At 43.0% G+C, this 19596-nt stretch carries 22 protein-coding genes and 1 pseudogene; 5 read left to right on the top strand and 18 right to left on the bottom strand.

Annotation, left to right across the window (positions count from 1 at the left end):
• Positions 1–133: 133 nt before the first annotated feature.
• Together K365_RS0111155 and K365_RS0111150 are read right to left on the bottom strand one after the other, a co-directional pair.
• Positions 134–2872 (bottom strand): sulfatase-like hydrolase/transferase, encoded by a 2739-nt coding sequence (locus K365_RS0111155; protein ID WP_024334614.1) that lies wholly within the window; start codon positions 2870–2872, stop codon positions 134–136.
• 67 nt (positions 2873–2939) lie between these two features.
• On the bottom strand, positions 2940–4586 hold the full coding sequence (locus K365_RS0111150; protein WP_024334613.1) for an ArnT family glycosyltransferase: 1647 nt from the start codon (positions 4584–4586) through the stop codon (positions 2940–2942).
• Positions 4587–4894: 308 nt separating this feature from the next.
• On the opposite strand from K365_RS0111150, the gene K365_RS29090 reads away from it, so the two are divergent.
• From K365_RS29090 to K365_RS0111130, 3 genes are all read left to right on the top strand, one after another.
• Positions 4895–5296, top strand: a complete 402-nt coding sequence (locus K365_RS29090; RefSeq protein ID WP_029725189.1) for a type IV pilin protein — start codon at positions 4895–4897, stop codon at positions 5294–5296.
• A 389-nt stretch (positions 5297–5685) separates the two neighbouring features.
• A complete protein-coding gene (locus K365_RS0111135; protein WP_024334610.1) occupies positions 5686–6102 on the top strand; it encodes a type IV pilin protein in 417 nt (138 codons plus the stop codon).
• Positions 6062–7261, top strand: a complete 1200-nt coding sequence (locus K365_RS0111130) for a vitamin K epoxide reductase/DsbA family protein (RefSeq protein ID WP_084489807.1) — start codon at positions 6062–6064, stop codon at positions 7259–7261. Before K365_RS0111135 ends, K365_RS0111130 begins: the two co-directional genes overlap by 41 nt.
• A gap of 79 nt (positions 7262–7340) precedes the next feature.
• Here K365_RS0111130 and K365_RS0111125 read toward each other — a convergent pair whose 3' ends face one another.
• The 8 genes from K365_RS0111125 to K365_RS0111095 form a co-directional block, all read right to left on the bottom strand.
• Positions 7341–8150, bottom strand: coding sequence for a glycosyltransferase family 2 protein (locus K365_RS0111125; protein WP_024334608.1), 810 nt, complete (start codon positions 8148–8150; stop codon positions 7341–7343).
• Positions 8134–8907 (bottom strand): glycosyltransferase family 2 protein, encoded by a 774-nt coding sequence (locus K365_RS0111120; protein WP_024334607.1) that lies wholly within the window; start codon positions 8905–8907, stop codon positions 8134–8136. The genes K365_RS0111125 and K365_RS0111120 overlap by 17 nt, the downstream gene beginning before the upstream one ends.
• Positions 8901–9983, bottom strand: coding sequence for a glycosyltransferase family protein (locus K365_RS0111115; protein WP_024334606.1), 1083 nt, complete (start codon positions 9981–9983; stop codon positions 8901–8903). Before K365_RS0111115 ends, K365_RS0111120 begins: the two co-directional genes overlap by 7 nt.
• 185 nt (positions 9984–10168) lie before the next feature.
• Positions 10169–10684 (bottom strand): hypothetical protein, encoded by a 516-nt coding sequence (locus K365_RS0111110; RefSeq protein WP_211221115.1) that lies wholly within the window; start codon positions 10682–10684, stop codon positions 10169–10171.
• Between the two features lie 11 nt (positions 10685–10695).
• Positions 10696–10824, bottom strand: coding sequence for a hypothetical protein (locus K365_RS29085; protein WP_281167777.1), 129 nt, complete (start codon positions 10822–10824; stop codon positions 10696–10698).
• Positions 10794–10997, bottom strand: a complete 204-nt coding sequence (locus K365_RS27265; protein WP_435050809.1) for an NAD-dependent epimerase/dehydratase family protein — start codon at positions 10995–10997, stop codon at positions 10794–10796. The genes K365_RS29085 and K365_RS27265 overlap by 31 nt, the downstream gene beginning before the upstream one ends.
• Positions 10998–11211: 214 nt before the next feature.
• Positions 11212–11730, bottom strand: a complete 519-nt coding sequence (locus K365_RS0111100; RefSeq protein WP_024334604.1) for a GNAT family N-acetyltransferase — start codon at positions 11728–11730, stop codon at positions 11212–11214.
• Complete coding sequence (locus K365_RS0111095; RefSeq protein WP_024334603.1) at positions 11718–12008, bottom strand: type II toxin-antitoxin system TacA family antitoxin; 291 nt, start codon at positions 12006–12008, stop codon at positions 11718–11720. The genes K365_RS0111100 and K365_RS0111095 overlap by 13 nt, the downstream gene beginning before the upstream one ends.
• On the opposite strand from K365_RS0111095, the gene K365_RS27915 reads away from it, so the two are divergent.
• Positions 12000–12212 (top strand): hypothetical protein, encoded by a 213-nt coding sequence (locus K365_RS27915; RefSeq protein WP_156887710.1) that lies wholly within the window; start codon positions 12000–12002, stop codon positions 12210–12212. The two genes, K365_RS0111095 and K365_RS27915, sit on opposite strands and share 9 nt — an antisense overlap.
• Positions 12213–12313: 101 nt before the next feature.
• Here the strand turns inward: K365_RS27915 and K365_RS0111085 are convergent, their stop codons facing one another.
• The 4 genes from K365_RS0111085 to K365_RS0111065 form a co-directional block, all read right to left on the bottom strand.
• Entirely contained in the window at positions 12314–13543 is a 1230-nt protein-coding gene (locus K365_RS0111085; protein WP_024334602.1) for a glycosyltransferase family 4 protein, read from the bottom strand.
• 323 nt (positions 13544–13866) lie between these two features.
• Positions 13867–14523, bottom strand: a complete 657-nt coding sequence (locus K365_RS0111075) for a class I SAM-dependent methyltransferase (protein WP_024334601.1) — start codon at positions 14521–14523, stop codon at positions 13867–13869.
• Between the two features lie 61 nt (positions 14524–14584).
• The gene (locus K365_RS28425) at positions 14585–14950 is read right to left on the bottom strand and encodes a glycosyltransferase family protein (RefSeq protein ID WP_024334600.1); all 366 of its coding nucleotides are present in this window, start codon (positions 14948–14950) and stop codon (positions 14585–14587) included.
• Positions 14947–15861: a class I SAM-dependent methyltransferase gene (locus K365_RS0111065; protein ID WP_024334599.1), complete on the bottom strand. Its 915-nt coding sequence runs from the start codon at positions 15859–15861 to the stop codon at positions 14947–14949. Before K365_RS0111065 ends, K365_RS28425 begins: the two co-directional genes overlap by 4 nt.
• 137 nt (positions 15862–15998) lie before the next feature.
• Here K365_RS0111065 and K365_RS28700 point away from each other — a divergent pair, with 137 nt between their 5' ends.
• Positions 15999–16304 carry a Druantia anti-phage system protein DruA gene (locus K365_RS28700; RefSeq protein ID WP_245569161.1) on the top strand — a complete coding sequence of 102 codons (306 nt, stop codon included), beginning with the start codon at positions 15999–16001 and terminating at the stop codon, positions 16302–16304.
• A gap of 37 nt (positions 16305–16341) precedes the next feature.
• Here K365_RS28700 and K365_RS26535 read toward each other — a convergent pair whose 3' ends face one another.
• From K365_RS26535 to K365_RS29355, 4 genes and pseudogenes are all read right to left on the bottom strand, one after another.
• Entirely contained in the window at positions 16342–17136 is a 795-nt protein-coding gene (locus K365_RS26535; RefSeq protein WP_024334598.1) for a sulfotransferase domain-containing protein, read from the bottom strand.
• A complete protein-coding gene (locus K365_RS0111055; protein WP_024334597.1) occupies positions 17136–18461 on the bottom strand; it encodes a flippase in 1326 nt (441 codons plus the stop codon). The genes K365_RS26535 and K365_RS0111055 overlap by 1 nt, the downstream gene beginning before the upstream one ends.
• Before the next feature lie 76 nt (positions 18462–18537).
• The gene (locus K365_RS29360) at positions 18538–18909 is read right to left on the bottom strand and encodes a GDP-mannose 4,6-dehydratase (protein WP_353740187.1); all 372 of its coding nucleotides are present in this window, start codon (positions 18907–18909) and stop codon (positions 18538–18540) included.
• A gap of 21 nt (positions 18910–18930) precedes the next feature.
• A pseudogene (locus K365_RS29355) lies at positions 18931–19586 on the bottom strand (GDP-mannose 4,6-dehydratase); the annotation flags it as partial.
• Between the last annotated feature and the right edge of the window lie 10 nt (positions 19587–19596).

Below are 19596 nucleotides of genomic sequence, written 5' to 3'. Positions count from 1 at the left end.
CGCTTTGGGCGGCCCTGTGCAGCAAGTCTGGAAATCAGCTACCGGTCTGAGTAAAAATTGATTATATCAGCTTTTTGTTAACTACCACAAAATTTGACCGCCTCATCGGACATCACTGACAAAAATGGGAAGTTCAATTAACAGCTTGAAATGAGCAAAAGGTAGAGAGCAGGTTTTCGTTGTCTGTAATAATGCCATCCGGTAAATTGTCTTTCCATTGATCCAGTAATTCATCTTCATTTACAGTATAAACCATGACCCGCAACCCCATGTCATGGGCCTGTTGAACAAGATTTTGGTTGACAACGCTGAAATGCAAATAAAGCCAGTCTATGCCTGATTGTTGAATAGCGCGCATCCAATTTTGATTGATCGGCTTTTTATAGGGTGTATCGATTCCTACTGGAAACCCGCACCGATTTTTTATAAACTTGACAGATAATTCATCAAAGCTGTCGATAATGATTTTATCCTTATATTCCGGTTTCAAAAGAGTCAGCACGTTTCTGGTTAATAAATATTTACTGTCAATATAAGGGGATGTTTTTAACTCTATCAGGAAATTAATGTGATCAATAAACATTAACAGGGCTTCTTCCAACGTCAGTACATTGCCATATCCATCAAGGCGCTTTAATTCATCTAATGACAACTCATTAAGTTGGTATTTATTTGCCTGTTTGTCTGTGATTTCCTGGTCATGTATTAGAACAGGAATCCCATCTTTTGTGATGGCAACATCCACTTCCACCCATTCAAAGCCTGCACGGACAGCTTTTTCAATCGCCTCTTTTCTATTCTGCTGCTCCCTTGAGCGCATCCCTTGTGTGTTGCCCCGATGGGAAACAATGATTGGTTTTTCTACTTTTTTCAATGGCTGGATTGACAAATTTGCCTGTTGATTTGGAGGTATATACGCATCCTGGGCATAGACATATTTGTTTAATGGGAAAATAATATTAAAAAATGGATTGATTTCATTTTTTACAATCCGGTTTAGATCAATGCGGTCAGGAGATGGATAATTTTCAATTACTTCATTGTTGGCAACAGACAACTTGCCTGTTAAACGATTAAGATGAAATTGCTGCCAGGAATTCCAGATGTAGATTTCTTCTATATTTTGTCCGCCAACCGAATATAATACGCGATTGTCAGGCCATAATGCATCTGCCATAAACATATTCAAGCCCTGGTCACATGAAAGTGCAGGCATACCGATTAACGATGCAAGTGTTGAAGGGATATCATGTTGAGCCACCCTTCTTTGTGTATATCCCTTGTATTTTTCCATCAAGTTCTCGTCAAGGCCGGCAAAAATCAAGGGAACAAAAAATCGCATATGATTTTTTTGGTCAATTTTTTCATTGTGTGTGGATGACACATGATCTCCCACAATCACCAGCAGGGAATCCTGTTTTATTTCTTTTTCAAACCAGTTATAAAACCGGCCCAGCATGACATCCAAAAAATGCAAGGATTCAATATAATTATGGTATCTATCGTTACGGTCCATCAGGTGGATCCATCTTCCATACTGGTCAATGGTTTGTTCTTTATTGAAAAACTGGTATTCCCAGGTATCAGGAAGGATAAATGGATCATGGGTACTAAGGGTGAAAAGAGAGAGTAAAAACGGTACATCAGCCTGGTTTTTTTTATGGTTGGTGATCCAGGTTTCAACTTTATTGAACATCAGCTGGTCATCATATCCCCACCCAACGACTGTTTGTTCCAGAAGAGAATCATAATCAAAAATTTCTCCAAACCCGATCATTTTTAAATATTCTCTTTGTTGTTCAAACGAGAGATCGCTTCCGTGAAAATAAACGGATGTATAGCCTTTTTCCTCCAATAATTCTGGAAGCCCCGATAAATTGGGAAGTGGTTTTCTCCACAAAATATTATTATAGGTTTGCGGTATGATTCCGGAAAATATGGCAGGCAATGCCTGGTTGCTTTTCGTTCCAGCGGCAATAGCATATTTGAAAAAAAGATTATCTTCAGTAATCTTTTTAAGGTTTGGCATCACTTCTCTATTGTTTATGGTTAGAAAAATTTCATCTTTGCCAACACTTTCCAAAATTAAGAGGATGATATTTTGTTTCTTTATTTGGTGACTGGGGTTAGCCACCGGCCGAAATGACCACAGCAACGGATATTTTTGATTCACCTGTTCAAAAGGGATTTTGTGGCCGAGTGCATGTTGAAATTCGAATATTTGTTTTGGAGACAGATGGTTTTGTGCCTGAAACGGATTGGACAAAGCCAGTGACGTATGCGCCAACCATAAAATCGGCTGTCGGCTTGCCCAGTAAATGGCTCTATTTTCAATTATTGACGGACTAAAATGTAAGGTTAATGTAACAACAGCGCAACAAATAAGAACCAATCTTGCACCTGTCACAAGTTTTTTCGGGCATGACAGTGTATTCCGAGCCAGCAGCGATTTGCAAAAAAACAAGATGGCTGTGCAAAGTATAAATTCCACAGCCACTAACCATAATGGTGCATTTGACTCCAGTGACGGCAACAGATGTGCAACCTCGGTAACATAATAAAAGACCCCTGGGCCGGGAAGGCTTTGAAATGATATTTCATAATGGAAACAAAAAATTAAAAATAAATTAATTTGAACAACAAAAACATATCCAAGGGATTTTATAACAAAGGACTGGGAATAAAGTAAATACACAATATAATAGTTGATCACAACATTTGCAATAAAAAAAAGAATTGTACCTAATAAATATTGAAACGACAGGGGATAATCAAATACAAAAAAAACTGCCAGTTTAATAAAGGTTATCGTAAAGGCCCAAGTGAGCGAAATAATCAAAATGTCGCAGGAGCCAATTCCTTTTTGTTTCATGTGTTTGAATGTCCTTGAGTTATGTAAAAATATTGTGTTGAAATCATTTTTTTTAGGAAGTTATGATTTAGGATTTAATCTTCAGCAGCCCATACCCCTCCCGGGAGAACAGAACATCAACATGAGATTCAAAAAATTGTCTGAGCACCTGCCGGTCATGATCGGAAGCCGCTTCGTTCAACCAAAAATTGAGTCCAGCATAATTCATCAGGATATGGGTAAATCCGCTGCCGGTCATGGTGGCTGCCACATCCTTTCCGGATGCGGCTTCTCTGGCGGCCCGGTGCAACAGCGCATCAGGAAACGCGATATACCGGTCTGAGTAATACCCCCGGCCCCCCATGTAGAGCCCGAAGATTTTCGCATCCGGTTTTAGATTTTCATTGGCATATTGAAACGCGGCATATTCCGGCCGGAATATCTGGATATATTCATCCCGGGTCAGTTTGCCGGACAGATAGTCTAGGGGCCGGTTTTTTTTAAACCGCTCCACCATATACGCGGCATTCATCCCAAGCATGATCGCCACCACGGCAAACACCGCCCATTTCCGGGCCGGATCGAACAGCCGCGCTCCCAACCCGCCCGGCTTCTGTATATTGTAAAGCCCGAACATGGACAGCACCACCAAAGGCGGCAAAATGGGGGAAAAATACCGCACCCGCACTGGGGCCAGCAGACAGGCGAACAGTAAGAGCAGCACGGAAAAAAAAAGCATCAGCAGCATCTCCGCTTTTTCCTGCCGGGGCCGTTGCCTGAACCCCACAAAGGCGAACAAAGGCAGGATCAGCAAAAATGGGCTGGTTCTACCGTCAAAATACTGGTGGGAGTCATCTTTTCCCTGGAAAAATACCCGGATGGGCAGCAGGGCAATCCAGGTCCATGACTCCTGATATACCTGATGGCGTAACTGAAAATGGGAGATGCGGGGAGCAGGGGGCTTTTCTTTGGTTACAGTGGATGCAGTCGGCGGGTTGAATATGTTGTTGTACAAAGGGTATACTGGATTGCCGGTCCAGGCCATATTGCGGATCATCCAGGGGGAAAACACGGCCAGGGAAACGAAAATGAACAACATCCCCCATCCCGCCGCCTTGAGACTCCCATATTTTTTTTCGGTATGAAACCTTGCATATACAAACGTCACGAACGTTCCCAGCAGAAACAATCCCAGAAGCCCGTTATACTTGGTTCCCAAAGCCAGGCCACACCAAATGCCGCTGATGATCAACGGCCGGAGACTGAATCCGGATTCGATCCATTTGAATAGATAGAGCAGGGCGGCAAACAGAAAACAGATCAGCCCTAAATCAACGTATACGGTGGAGGACAGCCGGACCACCAGCGGCAGGGTCAGAAAAAACAGAGCTCCCAGCAAGGCATGCGCAGTATCGGTCCGCCGGACCAGGTAACGGAAAATCAGGATACCGGTCACCAGAGCAAAGGCAAAGTGAATATATTTAGGGGTAATGTCCTTGTTGAAATACAAAGGGATCAGGTACAGCAGGTCCAAGTTCATGGGATAATAGGAAAAAGGGATATGAGAGATCTCATAAATCCCGCTGTGGAGCAGGTACAATTTGGTAATGAACAGGTGATGGGTCAGGGCATCCCGGTCTACCGGTGGCACTGCCGACAGAAGGCAGATCCACCCGATACCGGCGGCAATAAGCAGGGCAAAAACGATATGTCTCCAGGAAATATTTGTCCGCATGGGTGCTCCATGTTCAGGTTTCACCTTATCTATACACATTTTTATGGCAGGTCAAGCATCAGATGTGGCGACAATTTTTGTTAAATCAGCCATTTTTTGTCAGACAGATCACCTTCCAGAATCGTGATATGGATATTTTATTGTGTTGGTCTTTATTTTAACGAATTGAAATCATGTAATATTTTTTATTAGCCTGCATTCTCACTCAAAAATGTTACAAATGGCATGTTGTTTGCTTAATCTTTTAGATTAGTATGCATGATTGAATTAAGCAGCATAAAAAAATCTTTACTTTAAAGGAGACTGTTATGAGAAAAATGTTGAAAAACAACAAAGGTTTTACCCTGATTGAGCTGATGATCGTTGTGGCCATTATCGGAATTTTGGCAGCCATTGCCATTCCCAATTTCATGAGTTACCAGTGCAAGGCAAAACAGGCTGAGGCTAAAAGCGTATTAGGAAATATTAGAGTCTTGCAAGAAGCTTACTATGCAGAACATGGTACATACGGAACTCATACTAATGTTGGAGTTGACGCGCCCACCGGTACTCCTAAATATGATTATACCGCGACGAGTACTGGTTCTGGTTTTATAGCAACAGCTGTGGCTAAAGATGCTAATCAGGGGTTAGGAGATGCGGGTGATTTAGATAAATGGACAATAAACGAAGATGGTACACTTTCAAACGATAACAATGGCTGCTCCTAATCGCTGATAGACTCAAAAATCTTTAATTGATCGGGTTATTTCAATACCCCTTTTTTGATTTGGACATTCAAAAAAGGGGTTTTTTGTTTGTTCAACGGTGTATAAACTGCAAAAAACAATGAAAATGAAAAATTGACTTGAGACAAGCAGTTTGGGAGCAGAATGGCAAGCAGGTATCAACTGTTGATATCGAAGTTCAGTGTAACAGATATATTAAACGCATTAAAAAAAAAGCTGATATTGATCTTCAATGGCCGATTCGAACTGATTTGATTACACCTGTAATTTCCCAAAAATTTCAAAACGGCCTCTTATGTCACAGGAAAATTCAGATAATGAATAGCAGAAGGGAAAAGTATTTGATCGCAATTAGATTTTAGGGAAATATCATGAAGAACAAATGGATCAACAACCAAGGTTTCACACTCATTGAATTGATTCTGGTTGTGGCGATTATAGGGATTTTAGCGGCTATTGCCATTCCCAACTTTTTGTCCTATCAATGTAAGGTAAAACAGTCTGAAGCCAAAGCAGTACTGGGGCATATCAGGATTCGTCAAGAAGCGTATTTTGTTGAAAAAGGAACTTATGCAGACAATATTATTCATCTGGGATTTATTGTGCCCAAAGGTGATCCTAAATATGACTATACAATAGACCCGTCCAGTGTGAGTGTTTCTTCTTTCATTGCCATTGCCCAGGCAAAGCCAGGCAAAGGTCTTACAAACTCTGCCGGTGGACTTGATAAGTGGACGATAAACGTGAATGCAACTGTATCGAATGAAGTGCCAGGCTGTGGAAATTGAAAAAACTATAACCAGACGGCTACCTTTCCCGGTATATTTCTGGCCGGTGTTCGCCGTTGCCGTTGCCGGACTGCTCAATATGGTCTATTCGTCGTTCTCCCATTACCGGGTTCACACCGATATCCTGTATGTCAGCCTGTGTGCCGTGTCCGAGGCGATTAACTGCGATACCGTGTCCCAGAACATGTATTCCATTTTTCTGGGCATGCCGGTGCCGGTGTGGGGTGTTCTGGGGTATGGATTTTTTTTGATTCTGTTGTCATTTGTATATGTATCCGAAGCCGGCCACCGGCGTATCTGGCCGATGCTGTTTTTGACGGCCTTGTGTTTTTCCGGTTACAGCCTCTACCTGGCCTATCTTTTAAAGTTTGAGATCAAGGTATATTGCATCGTGTGCCTGGCCGGATATGGGATCAATTTTGCTTTGCTTTTCCTGGTATGGATCATCCGCAGGCGGTTTCCGGAAAAAGGATTTTTCAAAGGTCTGAAAAAAGATGTGAAGTTCATATGCCGGCCCTGGAAAATCCAGACCACGATTCTACTAGTGTTTTTCGGAATCGCTTTCATCCTGCCGTTTGCGTATCCCAGATACTGGCATTTTGCGTTGCCCGAGATCACCGCAGATATACCCACCGGCATAACCGAAGACGGCGACCCATGGATCGGGGCGGAAAACCCGGAACTGGTCATTACCGAATATTCGGATTACATGTGTTTTCAGTGCCGAAAAATGCACATGTATCTACGGCAGATCGTGGCGGCCAATCCAGACAAAATCCGGCTGGTTCACCGGCATTTCCCCATGGACCCGCAGTTCAATCCAAGCCTGACCGGAGCACTTCACCCGGCCTCGGGCAAACTGGCCATTGCCGCGGCTTATGCTGCCCAGGAAAACCGATTCTGGCAGATGAATGATCTGTTGTATGATATTCCCAAGGATATTAAAACATTGGATATCAGGGAACTTGCCCAAAGAAGCGGGGTCAGCTTTGAAGGCCTTGCCTCAGCGCCTGAAAACCGGTTTTTTTATCGCAGGATTAAACGGGATGTGTTCAAAGGAATTGAGCTGGGTGTGACGGGGACACCGACGTATGAGGTGGAGGGGAATTTGTATGAGGGTCGGATTCCGGTTGAAGTTTTAAAAAAGAGCCTCGAATAAAATCAGAGTTTATATATTGAATCGACACTTGACATATGTCTTGCTTTTTTTACTGGACATCTGTGCCCATCGTAGATTTTCATATCAAAAAGAAACTCCGGTTCAATAGCTTGGTGATAAAGACATATAGGCTGAGCATGAAAATTTTCATACAGTGCCTGGTCAAGATTAAAGGTTTTTTAGTGATTTCAGAAAGGTGAATACTTAATATTTTTTTTCGTGCTTTCAATAGTTTCAGTCCGGATGTGGAAAGACGGTTATGCTGATCTGTATAAACTTTTACCAAAGGTTCCTTGAAAAATTTTGCTTTAAATTTCCTTGAGAGCCTGATAAAAAATTCCCAGTCTTCCAAAGCCATTAGCGATTCGTCCATGAGGCCGGATTGATCAATACAGGATTTTCTGATTATTGCAGTTGGAGTGCCGACAAGATTTTTTGTTAGGATACGGATGAACAAATCATCCGTATTAGTATTTAAAAGACGTCGGGGTAAGACCATAGATTTTTTTCCGCTTATCCTTTGATAGGTCGAAAACACAAAACCGTAATCCGGAGGAAGATTTTTCAGGAGTAGGCACTGTTTTTCAAGTTTTTTTTCGTTCCATACATCATCACTGTCTTGGAACGCCACGTATTCACCACTGGCTTCCCGGATTCCTGAATTTCTTGCGGCGGCTGGACCAAGGTTGTTCTCAAAACGGATTGCTTTAATCCGGGGATCTTTTTTTAAAAGAGATTCAATGACGGATGGAGTCTGATCGACGGAACCGTCATCGACAATAATTATTTCGAAATTTGTGAACGTTTGGTTCAGCACGCTTTCAACGGAACGTTCCAGGGACATCGCACGGTTGAATGTCGGCAGAATGATACTAACAGCTGGGTTCATTTTTACGGAACTTTTCCCTCAATAGGCGAGTTAAACGTCGTTTTAAAACCCGGCAGGAATACACCGCCAATTGTAAAGGTGAGGCGTGGTGGATGATTGCTTTCAGGCGCTCCCGGTTCGATAATTTTAAGTTTGTTAGGCTTCTTCCCTCGTATTTATAACAGGAGATATTGCGATCAATATAATGCATCTGGATTTTATTTTTAAAACATCGCAGGAAAAATTCAACATCCCCACCGAGTTTATAGTCGGTATCATAGTTGCCCACACTTTCTAAAACTTCCCGCCGGATAAAAATGCACTGGTGACAAGCAGGGGTCATCATCCAGTCCATCATGGTTTTATCACCGGTTTGATACTCTCTGGAATGGTTGACCAGATCTGCAGGAACATTGACGAAAACCGGTTTTCCGTAAATGATCCCAGCGGACGGATTCTCATTAAAAGCCTGAACTGCATCCCGGATGACTTCGGAATCATGAAGATAATCACCAGTATTTAAAAATAAAAGTACATCGCCTGTGGAAAGTTGAATTCCTTTGTTCATCGCCTCGTAAATGCCGTTATCTGCTTCAGAGATGGCTTTAGAAATATCTTGCGCATATTTTTTAACAATATCCATGGTGCTGTCAGTCGAACGTCCGTCAATAATTAAAAATTCAATATGAGGATAGGACTGTCTCATCACAGATTGAATAGTTTTTTCAATAACATCCTCGGCGTTTTTAGAGACAGTAACTATTGAAACGGCTAACACGGTAGCACCTCTTTTGTCTTCCTCAAAATTTTTTGGTAAAAATGTGCATGGAATGCGGATAGAATAGCTTCTTTCAAATGCCCGGGATCTCCCATCCTGACCCAGATGATGCGGGAGTTTGAATCTCCGAACAATTCCCGGTTGGCCCGGTTGTCCCCCAGAACTGTCATCTTTTCCATGGATAGATAGATATATGCCTTTCCGGGAATGACACGGGATGCTTTTCCTATGCTTTTGTTCAAATGACCAGCAATGCAAAGGTCGGCCATGGCAATGCAATCGGCCAGTTCCTCCTGTTTCATCCAGGTTGAAAGCAGACGAACATTAGGCAAGTCGAGCAGACTTTGGGACTCCTGTGAAAGCTTATCCGTCGGTCCCACCAGGGCGAAGACAATATCTTCAACATCGCGAAGAGATTTGGCACAGGCCAGAAGGGTGTCCACCCCCTGCAAGGGGTTCATGGCCCCGAAAAAAAAGACAATGAATTTTTTCGACAGCTCCGGAGGTTTTGAAACAGTCCGAGGATAGTAAATCCGATCATCCGCCTTTAGATACAATACGGTCCAAGGCTTTTTCAGGCCGAACTTTTCTTTGAAATACAGGCCATGTGCCCTGGTGTCTACAATAACACGGTCCGCTAAAGATAGGGTCAAAACGTCCAAGCCTTTGATGAGCTTGGCTATCGGAGACCGCTCAGACACTCGGGCCCTGTCATGAACCAGGGTATCGTACATGGAGATAAAAAAATCTATGATCAGTTGTTTACGCCATACAAAGGGATAAATCAGAGGAAGAATTACCTGGGGCATGCCTCCAATGAAAACCGTATCAAAGGGTCGGTGAAGGGACCCAAATGTGCGTATAAGGGTGCTTAGAATCTTTTTTATAGTGAGGAAAGTGAGCCGACCCCGGTCATCAAAGGTTATCTGATGGACGTGTGCAGCATGGGCCTTAAGAAGTTCAATTTCTTGGCGGTTCCGCATATAGCCAGCATCAGTGGGAGAGACGAACAGGACTCTTTTCCCTGAGACCCATTGTCTGATTTGCTGCTCTCCCCAACGACGGTTTACACACATACAAGGACCTTTGTAACCCTTTACTTCATCAAATGGATTGAATTCACTGTTTAAAAACCAAATACCATATGAAGTGAGGCTCAGTCATTAATATTTTGGCCCTGAGGTATTGGGGGGTGACTTTTTACCGCTTGTCTTTTTAATCCTATTTTTTTCTTTCAAATAAATAGGCAATGTCATTAACTTTAGCGTAAGGGTTTATAACCATAGCTAAAAATTCCAGTTTTATTGTTGAAATTTCGTGGAAATTTTCTCCCTGGTCGTATTGGCTCAATTCTTTTTACCATTGTCAAATTTTTTGAAAAGATCCTTGCATGAAAATCCTGATAAACCGAAAGGACAGACTTACCTGAAAAATTTTCGACCCTGATCAATCTCAATTTCAAAGATTTGAGAGGAAGTTCCATGTCTTTGCAGTTTTTAACAGAACTTGGATAGACCGGCAACTGTATGATTTGTTCTGTTTTTCCGGAATTGTAAAATTGTCGAATAATTTTCCACCTTTTCCGCTGGATTCGTGCACAAAAATCAGCCCCTTGGGAGATGATGAGATTGAAGAGCCAAAAGGCCGTCAACGCTTGACGTTTTGTTGCATGAAACAGTGCCTGGATCTGAAGGCACCGGGTATACGCAATCTGGACAAAACCTATGATATCAGCTCGTGTGAACATTTGAATAAAACCTGCGCCTATACCACTCATTCGTCTATTGATCAGCACCCCAGGTTGTTGAATGAAATTCCCCGGGGAACAAGGCGGTACAACACCATCAAGCGCTGCAGGTCCGCTTCTGAACGATCAAACAGCACAATCAAAGAAACTCTGAATATCCAGGAAAACATGTCCCTTCTGTCCCTGCCAGAGGGCTGTTTTCCGGGTGGAAATTGTCGCCCGGGCCGTACAGGTTGGTGGGCATGACGTTGCGGTAATCGGTGCCATACTGGCGGTTGTAGCTCTCGCACAGTTTGATGCCGGCAATCTTGGCAATGGCGTAGGGTTCGTTGGTGGGCTCCAGGGTGCCTCAGGATGGCACTGCCTACCATGCCGCGATGGCCGGCTATGTAAATTTTGGGTGTGTTTGTTTTCGGGGGTGTCATTTTTGGGGCCTTTGAAAGATAAAAGCGGTAAAAACGCGAAGCGGTTTTGTTTGAAAGTAAAAAAGGCGGCGATTAGGAATCAGATCGCATGGCCGGTGATACCGGTGATAAGGGCTTTTTTAACAGTACTGCTCATGCGTTACATTCCCCGTCTGACTTTATCGATTTTCTTTTATCACATAGAGGCAAAAACAATGTGTTTGATATTGCCGGATTCACCATAAAACCATGTTTGAGATAAAACGCCTCTGCTTTGTTGCTGAGTGCATGAACGATGAGAACACGAGCACCAATCTGTTGTGAAACGTTAATTGATCGTGCCACAGCATCCTTGAGCAATCCCTGGCCAATGCCTGTTCCATGACAGCCCTGATCCACAGCCAGACGACCCAGAATCAGCGCAGGGATCGGATCGGGCATATTCCTCCTGATCCGCCCGGGGGCATCCCTGTGGACAACACTGCCAGCTGCAATGGCGTAGTACCCCACAACTTGTTTGCCATGGCACACCACATACGTACGTGATCCCCCGCCATATTCATTTTTCAGTGCACGACGGATCAACCATTCATTGAGTGAGTCAATACCACAATCAAAACCGGCTGTCCGGTGATCAAGCATCAAAGAAGCAGGAGGAGTTAATCTTCCCATTGTGCCTTACTGGTCAGAAGTTTTTGAACTGCTTTGTTTTCGCTCAACGGGACACTCAAAGCTGCATCAAAGGCTTTAAAGGCTTCGTCATCCAACATAAAGTAACGCCGATCACACAGGACATGCTCCGCTTCCCGGCAGGCAGCTTCAAGGATAAAATCAGTCAATTTTTTATGTGTAGCAGTGCACGCACGATCAATCAGTTCTCTCTGGGCAGGAAATGCACGAAGGTTTATTGCGGATGTACGCCGATTTGCAGCAGTATTTCCATGAATCATGATGTTATCTCCAATAAAAAATATTTGTCTATACAATACCAATACAAAAATGTATTGGTATTGTCAACACAAAAGCGTAACATCCTGTTTTCAAACCCACACCTCAATCTGCCGATCGAGTTCTTTATGGGTGCGGGTGTGGCCGAGTTGCTCCAGGCGCCTCAGGATGGCACTGCCTTACCATGCCGTGGTGGCCGGCTATGAAGATTTTGGGGGTGTTTGTTTTCGGGGATTTCATTTTTGGGGCACTTGAAAGATGAAAGCGGTAAAAACACGAATTTTTCTCACGTTTTTGAAAACAAAGCTCAACCAACAAGGCTGCGGTAAACATTCAGGTACTGGCTTGCAACGGCCGGGTATGAAAAATGTGATTCCGCTTGTACACGGGCATTTTTTCGCAGATCTCCAGATTCCTGTTGGGCAAGTACCCACATAATACCATTTGCAAGATCTTCGGTATCGAAAGCCTGGGCCAGATAGCCGGTGTGACGGTGTTTAACAATATCAGAAAGCCCGCCAGTGTTAAAGCTAATCACAGGAGTACCGACGGAGAGAGCTTCTACGCCTGTATTTGGAAGGTTATCTTGGCGGGACGGGATTACTAGCACATCTGCCGCACTGTACAACGCTTGCAGGCTCAAATCATCATGTAAATGCCCAGTATAGTGAATTGGAAAGCCTAAATCAGGCGACATTTCAGGGGCCAGTTGACCAAAAATCACAAGTTCCAAGCCATCAACCTCCCCTCTCAGATGTTCAAGCGCTTTTTCCAAAAGATCAAATCCTTTGCGGGGATCACGGTTTCCACCCAAAGCACCAAACAATACCAATGGGACATCATGTGGCAACCCCATTAATTCCCGCGCAAGACTTTGTTCTAGTGGTTTCCAGCGGTTTGTATCCAATGGATTAGGAATCACTGTCACCGGCCAATTTTTCATTAGAGCGCTGTTTTTAACACAATCCGCCAACCAGTTGCTCGGGGTTACAATGTGCATCGGGGTTTGCCAGTATTTTTTTTTGCGCAGCCAGGTCCAGCGATTAAGATCAAAACGTGCTTCGTAGTTTGGCCTGTTTTCTTTTTGATACCCCGCCTGCCAACGCATATCACCGGTATAATGTTCCGCACCGCAAAACGCCCACATATCATGCAATGTCCACACCACGGGCTTGGTAATACGACCGATATCCGCAATGGACATCATTTCCCCGGCAACCCAATGCATATGTACAAAATCAGCGGCACTTTCATTCAATTTCTTTGGCCAATTGGAAGGCAAAATTGCAGGCGAGTGAATGATCGGATTATCGGTATGCAACGACAACCTGGCCAATTGAGCTGTTTGTGGACGTAACTTAGCCAGAAGTTTTGACCACTTTCGAGTAGGCCCCTGCACAGTCCAGTCGCCTGCTGCTGCAATATTCACCATCATAGTGGAATCGATGCCTTGTTGACGTAATGCATGGTGAATACGATAGGCCGCCCGGGCGGCTCCGCCATTGATATCAGAATAATTGAGTTGTATAATTTTCATATCTATTCAAATTCAGGATATCGGCCGCCATGGCGCTGGAAAACATTTTCCAACCAATCCTGTTCAACCAAAGTAAGCTGTTTTAAAATTTCATCGGAAACCAAGTCATTTATATATGTCATTGTATTCACCTATTTCGGCGGATACAGCCTTTTTTTAAAATTAATCCGGCTTGTACGCTTCCACGTACATTGATTCGGCCCCTTTGCGTGCCTGACCATTGTGATTGATATCCAATGGCATAAGTGGAAAGTCTTTTATAGCGGATGTTTTGCTGTCGCAGCGGGTAATTTTTATAAAACCTGTCTTTAAAAGAACGTCTTTCAACTGATGGAAATCCCATAGCCAGTGGTGCCGCTCGCCGACTGCGGCAAGACTGACATTTTGTGTACGGAATGCTGCTGGCAGGCCACATAGACAAAGCTGAATCCAGGCCCGCAGGAGACGACTGTATATGCGCTGATACACACGTACAATGCTTTGATTCTTGGTTCGGGGGGGGGGGACTTAACCAAGTCTTCTCCTGTTCTGTCAAGTACAAAGGCAATCATGTCCGACTCTTCAAGACTATTTTTCCGAAAATTTTGATACAGCCGGCCCAATTGTCCGCCTGGCTCTTTCCGCACGCATTGATCTATCATTTCAACCACCAGAAAATTTGCCTTTTGATGTTCACTGTTATCCCTCAGCGCAAGATATGTTCGACACATACTTTCAAAATCGGGTAATACCAGTCTCAAAATACCATTAGGTTCCAGCACTCTCAAACATTCTGTCAGAAAAAGTGGCACATGATCGTATGGAATGTGTTCAATGAAATGAGATGAATAGACTGCTGCTGCAGATCCGGAATCAATAGGCAACCGCTCCAACAAGTCCACTCTTTGAACTTCCGGGTCTGCGGGTGAGTAATCCAGATTGATCCATTCATCGGATGCAACAAAAATATTTCCACAGGCAAGGTTTATTTTTTTTTTCATCAACTGGGACCTTTTTCAACCATTGTAAAACTACATCTATTTTACACTTCATCAGGCTGGATTACCTGAAGGTAGCAAATTCTGTTTTGTTATCCTCTGCCGGCTTCCGAAAGGATTTCTTTGTAAAAAAAATCCTTTGGTTTGCAACATGGTGGCTATCAAAACAATCCAGCACCTTCTGACGGGCATTGGCGCAAAGGAAAGCATAATCCGGGGTATCAAGTACCCAATCAATTCCTGCTGCAAGATCTCTGGTGTCAAAAGGGATTTTACCAAATGGACCAGTGACGGTATAATCATCGCTGACTTTGGACTGTACCAGCATATGACTGTTTATGCCTTCATTCAAAAGAGCACGGTGAAGGCGGTAAGCCGCACGGGCGGCACCGCCCTGAATGTCTGATGTGTTGACGATTAGGATTTTCATTGTTTTTCCATTACAACAACAACAGTATGGCCATTAGGCATCATTTCTTCACACAATCTATTCTTCAAAATTCTTGATAGAAGATCAGAAATTTTTGAAACAATTTTCCTTTTTATAGATAAATCAATCAAAACAGGCTTTAAAAAAAAAGACTGAATCATTGTGGATAAATAAAATCTTTTATGAACTGGCTGAATTTTTTCATGATAAATTTCAACTATTCGATAACCATACTTTTTTGCCATAAAATGAAAAGTATCATCAGACCACCGGGTGACATGATGTGGTGGCATATTCAAAATAAAGTTTGTAACATATTTTAAAAAAGAATTTTCACTAGGTACAGCCATAATAAGTTTGCCACCGGCCTTTAAGGCCTTCATTTTTGACTCTATGAAATTCTTAGGATCTGGGATATGTTCAAGCACTTGAAAACTTACAACAACATCATACTCACCCTCATTATAGCAAGCGTGCTCTTCAATGGATTGATTTTCAATTAAAATACCATTTTCCGCAGCCATTTCTTTTGCTTTCGAGCTAAAATCCAACCCTACATACTTTTTTGGTGTAATTTTTTTGGCAAATGCTCCCTTACCGCTACCAACTTCCAAGACCTTCATGCCTTGTTCTATATATTTTTTAGCTATCTCATATTCTTCCTTTTCATCCATGTAGTACCATGAAAATTGCTGTAAATAATTGTAGAAATTTTCGCCGCCCGTTATAGGAGGACTATAAAATTTTAATCTACACTCATCGCATTCATAATATTTTATATCTATCTTAAATAAATTTGAAAAATGCGCTTTTAACATCTTTCCATATAAATATTTAAGATTGTTACTATTGATATTATTAATTAAGGTTACCTCATCAGTAGAACATAGAGGGCATTGTTGAGTAGACATCTATTTCCTCCGATACTTAAACGTATTATATGTGAGGAAATGACACCCCTCACAGAATCCGCCGTGCGGTTTTCCCGCAACGGGCTCTTCGCTAATATTCACTTTGGCTGCCATAACGTATCGCGTTTGCCGGGGATGTGCCGCTGGCCTGCATCGGCTGGGGTTCGGCAGCCTGGGCGTTTCAATTCAGGGAACAGTTTATCGGGTGGCCAAAGCCGGTCAAGAACAAGCGTCTTCATTATATTGCTAACAATACCCGGTATCTGATCCTGCCTTGGGTGCTACAATTCAAAAGCCTCTTAGTTCAAGAGTGTTTTTTGATCAAGTTCAATCCAGAGTTAGAAAGGCAGCTCAATGAACGGGTCTCCGTCAAATCGTCCAGCTGTTCTGTTTCCTCAGTCCTTCTTCCCAGAAAGAATCCATTCATCAGCCTATGTATTTGATTTAAAATGTGCAACAAATGCACATACAATGGCCACATCAAATTATCATATTTTCATAAAACATATTTATTATATGTGATGACTTATTGTATATAATATTTTTGTTTTTCGTATTTAAAAGTAAATCTTTTTGGTTTACCTTACCTTTTCTGACAAAATTCATCCCAGAGCTTTTATAGACGGGATTATATTTAGCATATAACTGTTCAGAATATTTCATACTGTCTTTTGAACTGTCACGAATGGCTTGTTCAAGTTTCAAGTCATTAACTACCAACCCAATATTCTCAAATAAATCTGCAAGCTCATGTTGTGGATTGAACACCAAATTTTCATATTTAATAAGATGTATTCTTTGAGCTAAATCTTTTTTTTCAAGTAGCCAACCTTCAACATGATTCACCCAGTTTTGAATACCATACCTCTTTGATTGTATAAAACTTTCAAATGAGTCTTTGTAACCCTTTGAAGACATGAAATAATAATAACTAAGCATCACATCAAAAGGGTTCCTTAATATATAAATTACAAAATAATAAGAAGTATTATTATCAGAGTGAGATTTAATAAATCTGTAGCCTTGCAAGGGATATCCATTTGTTGATATATCTGCTCCTCTGAGCTGATGAAAGTCTACGATATATTTATGATGATTATAAAATGTTATCTCTTCATCATTTCTTTCTTTTAATGCATTTGCAACTAAAAAGCTTAGATATGTAACCCCGCTTTTAGGAAACTCAACCAAGAAAATATCATTGTGCTGAAAAACACAATGATGCTTTGATTTTGTAATGTATTTTTTGAGTTTTTTTAAATTTTTATTTAGCATTATAATTTAAAATCCTTGATTTTATAAAATGTTAATAGTGCTATTGTTTGCATCTTGAAATTCACTCTAGTTTTTTTAAATATTAAATTTCCAAAGTATGTTGCAAAAAAATAAGAAAATAAAGTAGCCCAAGCAGCTCCTATTGTGCCATATTTAACTATGAATATATAATTAAAAATCACATTTAAAAGGGCACCTATAAATAATCTAGCTGTTGCAATATGCTGCAAGTTCTCATTCAAAAACCATTGCCAGGAAACATTATTCATGTAAACAAAGACAGTTGACCATACATATATTTTTAAAATATCAGACGTAAAATTATAGCTATCTCCAAAAAGTAATGTAACAATAATATCAGAAAATAACGTAATTAAAATAGATATAGCTAACGCTATGGTAATCAAAAATCTATAGAGATTTAGCAACCTATGTAAATAAATAGCCTCTGAAACAGCTTTAGCTTTCACAATAGATGGCATTAATGATTGGGTTACAGATACGGTTATAAATAGCCATACTTCACTTATTCGTACCGCAGCAGCATAATTACCAACCGCTTCATTATTCAACATTTGTTTAATCATGACTTGGTCAATACGCATATAGATCATAATTGCCAATCCCGAAAAAATCAGCGTCCAAGAATCCCTTAAAAGCAGTTTGACTTGATTGAATCGAAACCGCCAATGCCACAATGGAATTCGCTGTTTGACATACACTATTGAAAGAATGATTCCCTTGAGACCATGTTCAACTACAACAACCCAAGCAAACCAAATAAGTGAAGCTCCGGACCAAATTAAAGTCAGCTTAATGACAGAAGAAGTAATCAGTCCGGCAATACCGGCTATAGATGCCAGCCTGGCCAGCACCTGGGACTGGAAATAGAACTCTATTACCTGAAAAGCCTGGAGGACATGCCCAACGGCGATAATCATGACAATAAGCTGAGTCAGGCGATCGCTGTCTATAAGCCGAATGGCACCGAAGACCATACATAGCAGAATTAGTCCCCCGATGACTCGTAGGCCGAAGGCGGTACCCAAAAGCTCGTCCCTGCTGTCCGGGTTCTGGACCGCATTACGAACCACAATCCCGTCCAGCCCCAGCTTTGCAAAGGCCCCGAACAGGGCCACAAAACTCATAGCAAAGCTAAGAATGCCGAACTTCTCCGGTCCAAGATAGCGAGCTACATACACGCCGACAAAAAGCCCCACGAAAAGTCGCAGGACTTTGTCGGCCATGAGCCAACCTGTATTAAAGGAATACTTTTTAAAGCCTTGGTGGTGGAAGGCTTGTTTAATCTTGAATAATAATTGCACGCTTTTATATGATTGTGTAGTTAAAATTTAAGTGGTTCGGATTTAAATGTTTACCTGTTTATTGGGTTGGTGGTTTTTATTCACTGTGGTTGTAAACGGGAAATCCGGCACTGCGGCACAGTTCATCTCTTTTTGCCTGGGCCAGGTCGTGTCGGGTCATCTCTTTGACCAGGGTGTTGAAAGTGATTTTCGGGGTCCAGCCCAGGTTCTGGCGGGCTTTGGTCGGGTCTCCGAGCAGAGTGTCCACTTCCGTGGGGCGGAAATACCGGGGGTCTATGGCCACGATGGTTTTGTTGGTGGCAGGATCGATGCCGATTTCATCGATGCCCGTGCCCTGCCACTGGAGGGTCATGCCCAGTTCGGCCGCGCACAGGTCCACAAATTCACGGACCGAGTGCTGCTCGCCCGTGGCAATGACATAGTCGTCCGGGACGTCCTGCTGGAGCATAAGCCATTGCATCTCCACGTAGTCTCTGGCGTGGCCCCAGTCGCGTTTTGCGTTGAGGTTGCCCAGGTACAGGCAGTCCTGGAGGCCTAAAAGGTCTCGCCCCGCAGCGGCGATTCGTGGTTGAACAAAATGCCGTTGCAGGCGTACAGGTTGTAGGCTTCCCGGTAGTTCACCGTGATCCAGTAGGCGTAGAGCTTGGCGGCCGCATAGGGGGAGCGGGGGTAGAACGGGGTTTTTTCGGTCTGGGGGGGTTCCTGGACCTTGCCGTACAGTTCGGACGTGGAGGCCTGGTAGAACCGGGTTTTGTTTTCCAGGCCCAGGAGCCGGATGCCTTCCAGGAGGCGCAGGGTGCCCAGGGCGTCCGTGTCTGCCGTGTATTCCGGGGATTCAAACGACACCTGGACGTGGCTCTGGGCTGCCAGGTTGTAGACCTCGTCGGGCTGCACCTGCTGGAGGATGCGGATCAGGTTGGTGGCATCCGTGAGGTCGCCATAGTGCAGGATCAGGTGGCGGTCTGTCTGGTGCGGGTCCTGGTACAGGTGATCGATGCGGTCGGTGTTGAACAGGGAAGACCGGCGTTTGATGCCGTGGACTTCATAGCCTTTGGCCAGGAGGAATTCGGCGAGGCAGGCGCCGTCTTGGCCGGTGATGCCGGAAATCAATGCTTTTTTTGTCATGGTTGGCTCC

Origin of the sequence: Desulfotignum balticum DSM 7044 (assembly GCF_000421285.1) — a bacterium.
Classification (GTDB): domain Bacteria; phylum Desulfobacterota; class Desulfobacteria; order Desulfobacterales; family Desulfobacteraceae; genus Desulfotignum; species Desulfotignum balticum.
Note: the sequence above shows the minus strand (reverse complement) of the source record. Positions and strands in the feature narration are given on the sequence as shown.

Coding starts and splice junctions, on each gene's coding strand:
- K365_RS26535 (WP_024334598.1), bottom strand. CDS start 17,136: ATGCTAAATAAAAATTTAAAAAAACTCAAAAAATACATTACAAAATCA.
- K365_RS0111085 (WP_024334602.1), bottom strand. CDS start 13,543: ATGAAAATTATACAACTCAATTATTCTGATATCAATGGCGGAGCCGCC.
- K365_RS27915 (WP_156887710.1), top strand. CDS start 12,000: ATGAATCATGATGTTATCTCCAATAAAAAATATTTGTCTATACAATAC.
- K365_RS0111130 (WP_084489807.1), top strand. CDS start 6,062: ATGCAACTGTATCGAATGAAGTGCCAGGCTGTGGAAATTGAAAAAACT.
- K365_RS29090 (WP_029725189.1), top strand. CDS start 4,895: ATGAGAAAAATGTTGAAAAACAACAAAGGTTTTACCCTGATTGAGCTG.
- K365_RS29360 (WP_353740187.1), bottom strand. CDS start 18,909: ATGCTCCAGCAGGACGTCCCGGACGACTATGTCATTGCCACGGGCGAG.
- K365_RS0111115 (WP_024334606.1), bottom strand. CDS start 9,983: ATGTGTGTAAACCGTCGTTGGGGAGAGCAGCAAATCAGACAATGGGTC.
- K365_RS0111150 (WP_024334613.1), bottom strand. CDS start 4,586: ATGCGGACAAATATTTCCTGGAGACATATCGTTTTTGCCCTGCTTATT.
- K365_RS0111125 (WP_024334608.1), bottom strand. CDS start 8,150: ATGAACCCAGCTGTTAGTATCATTCTGCCGACATTCAACCGTGCGATG.
- K365_RS0111100 (WP_024334604.1), bottom strand. CDS start 11,730: ATGGGAAGATTAACTCCTCCTGCTTCTTTGATGCTTGATCACCGGACA.
- K365_RS29085 (WP_281167777.1), bottom strand. CDS start 10,824: ATGTTTTCCTGGATATTCAGAGTTTCTTTGATTGTGCTGTTTGATCGT.
- K365_RS0111135 (WP_024334610.1), top strand. CDS start 5,686: ATGAAGAACAAATGGATCAACAACCAAGGTTTCACACTCATTGAATTG.
- K365_RS0111110 (WP_211221115.1), bottom strand. CDS start 10,684: ATGAGTGGTATAGGCGCAGGTTTTATTCAAATGTTCACACGAGCTGAT.
- K365_RS28425 (WP_024334600.1), bottom strand. CDS start 14,950: ATGAAAATCCTAATCGTCAACACATCAGACATTCAGGGCGGTGCCGCC.
- K365_RS0111075 (WP_024334601.1), bottom strand. CDS start 14,523: ATGAAAAAAAAAATAAACCTTGCCTGTGGAAATATTTTTGTTGCATCC.
- K365_RS0111065 (WP_024334599.1), bottom strand. CDS start 15,861: ATGTCTACTCAACAATGCCCTCTATGTTCTACTGATGAGGTAACCTTA.
- K365_RS0111155 (WP_024334614.1), bottom strand. CDS start 2,872: ATGAAACAAAAAGGAATTGGCTCCTGCGACATTTTGATTATTTCGCTC.
- K365_RS0111095 (WP_024334603.1), bottom strand. CDS start 12,008: ATGATTCATGGAAATACTGCTGCAAATCGGCGTACATCCGCAATAAAC.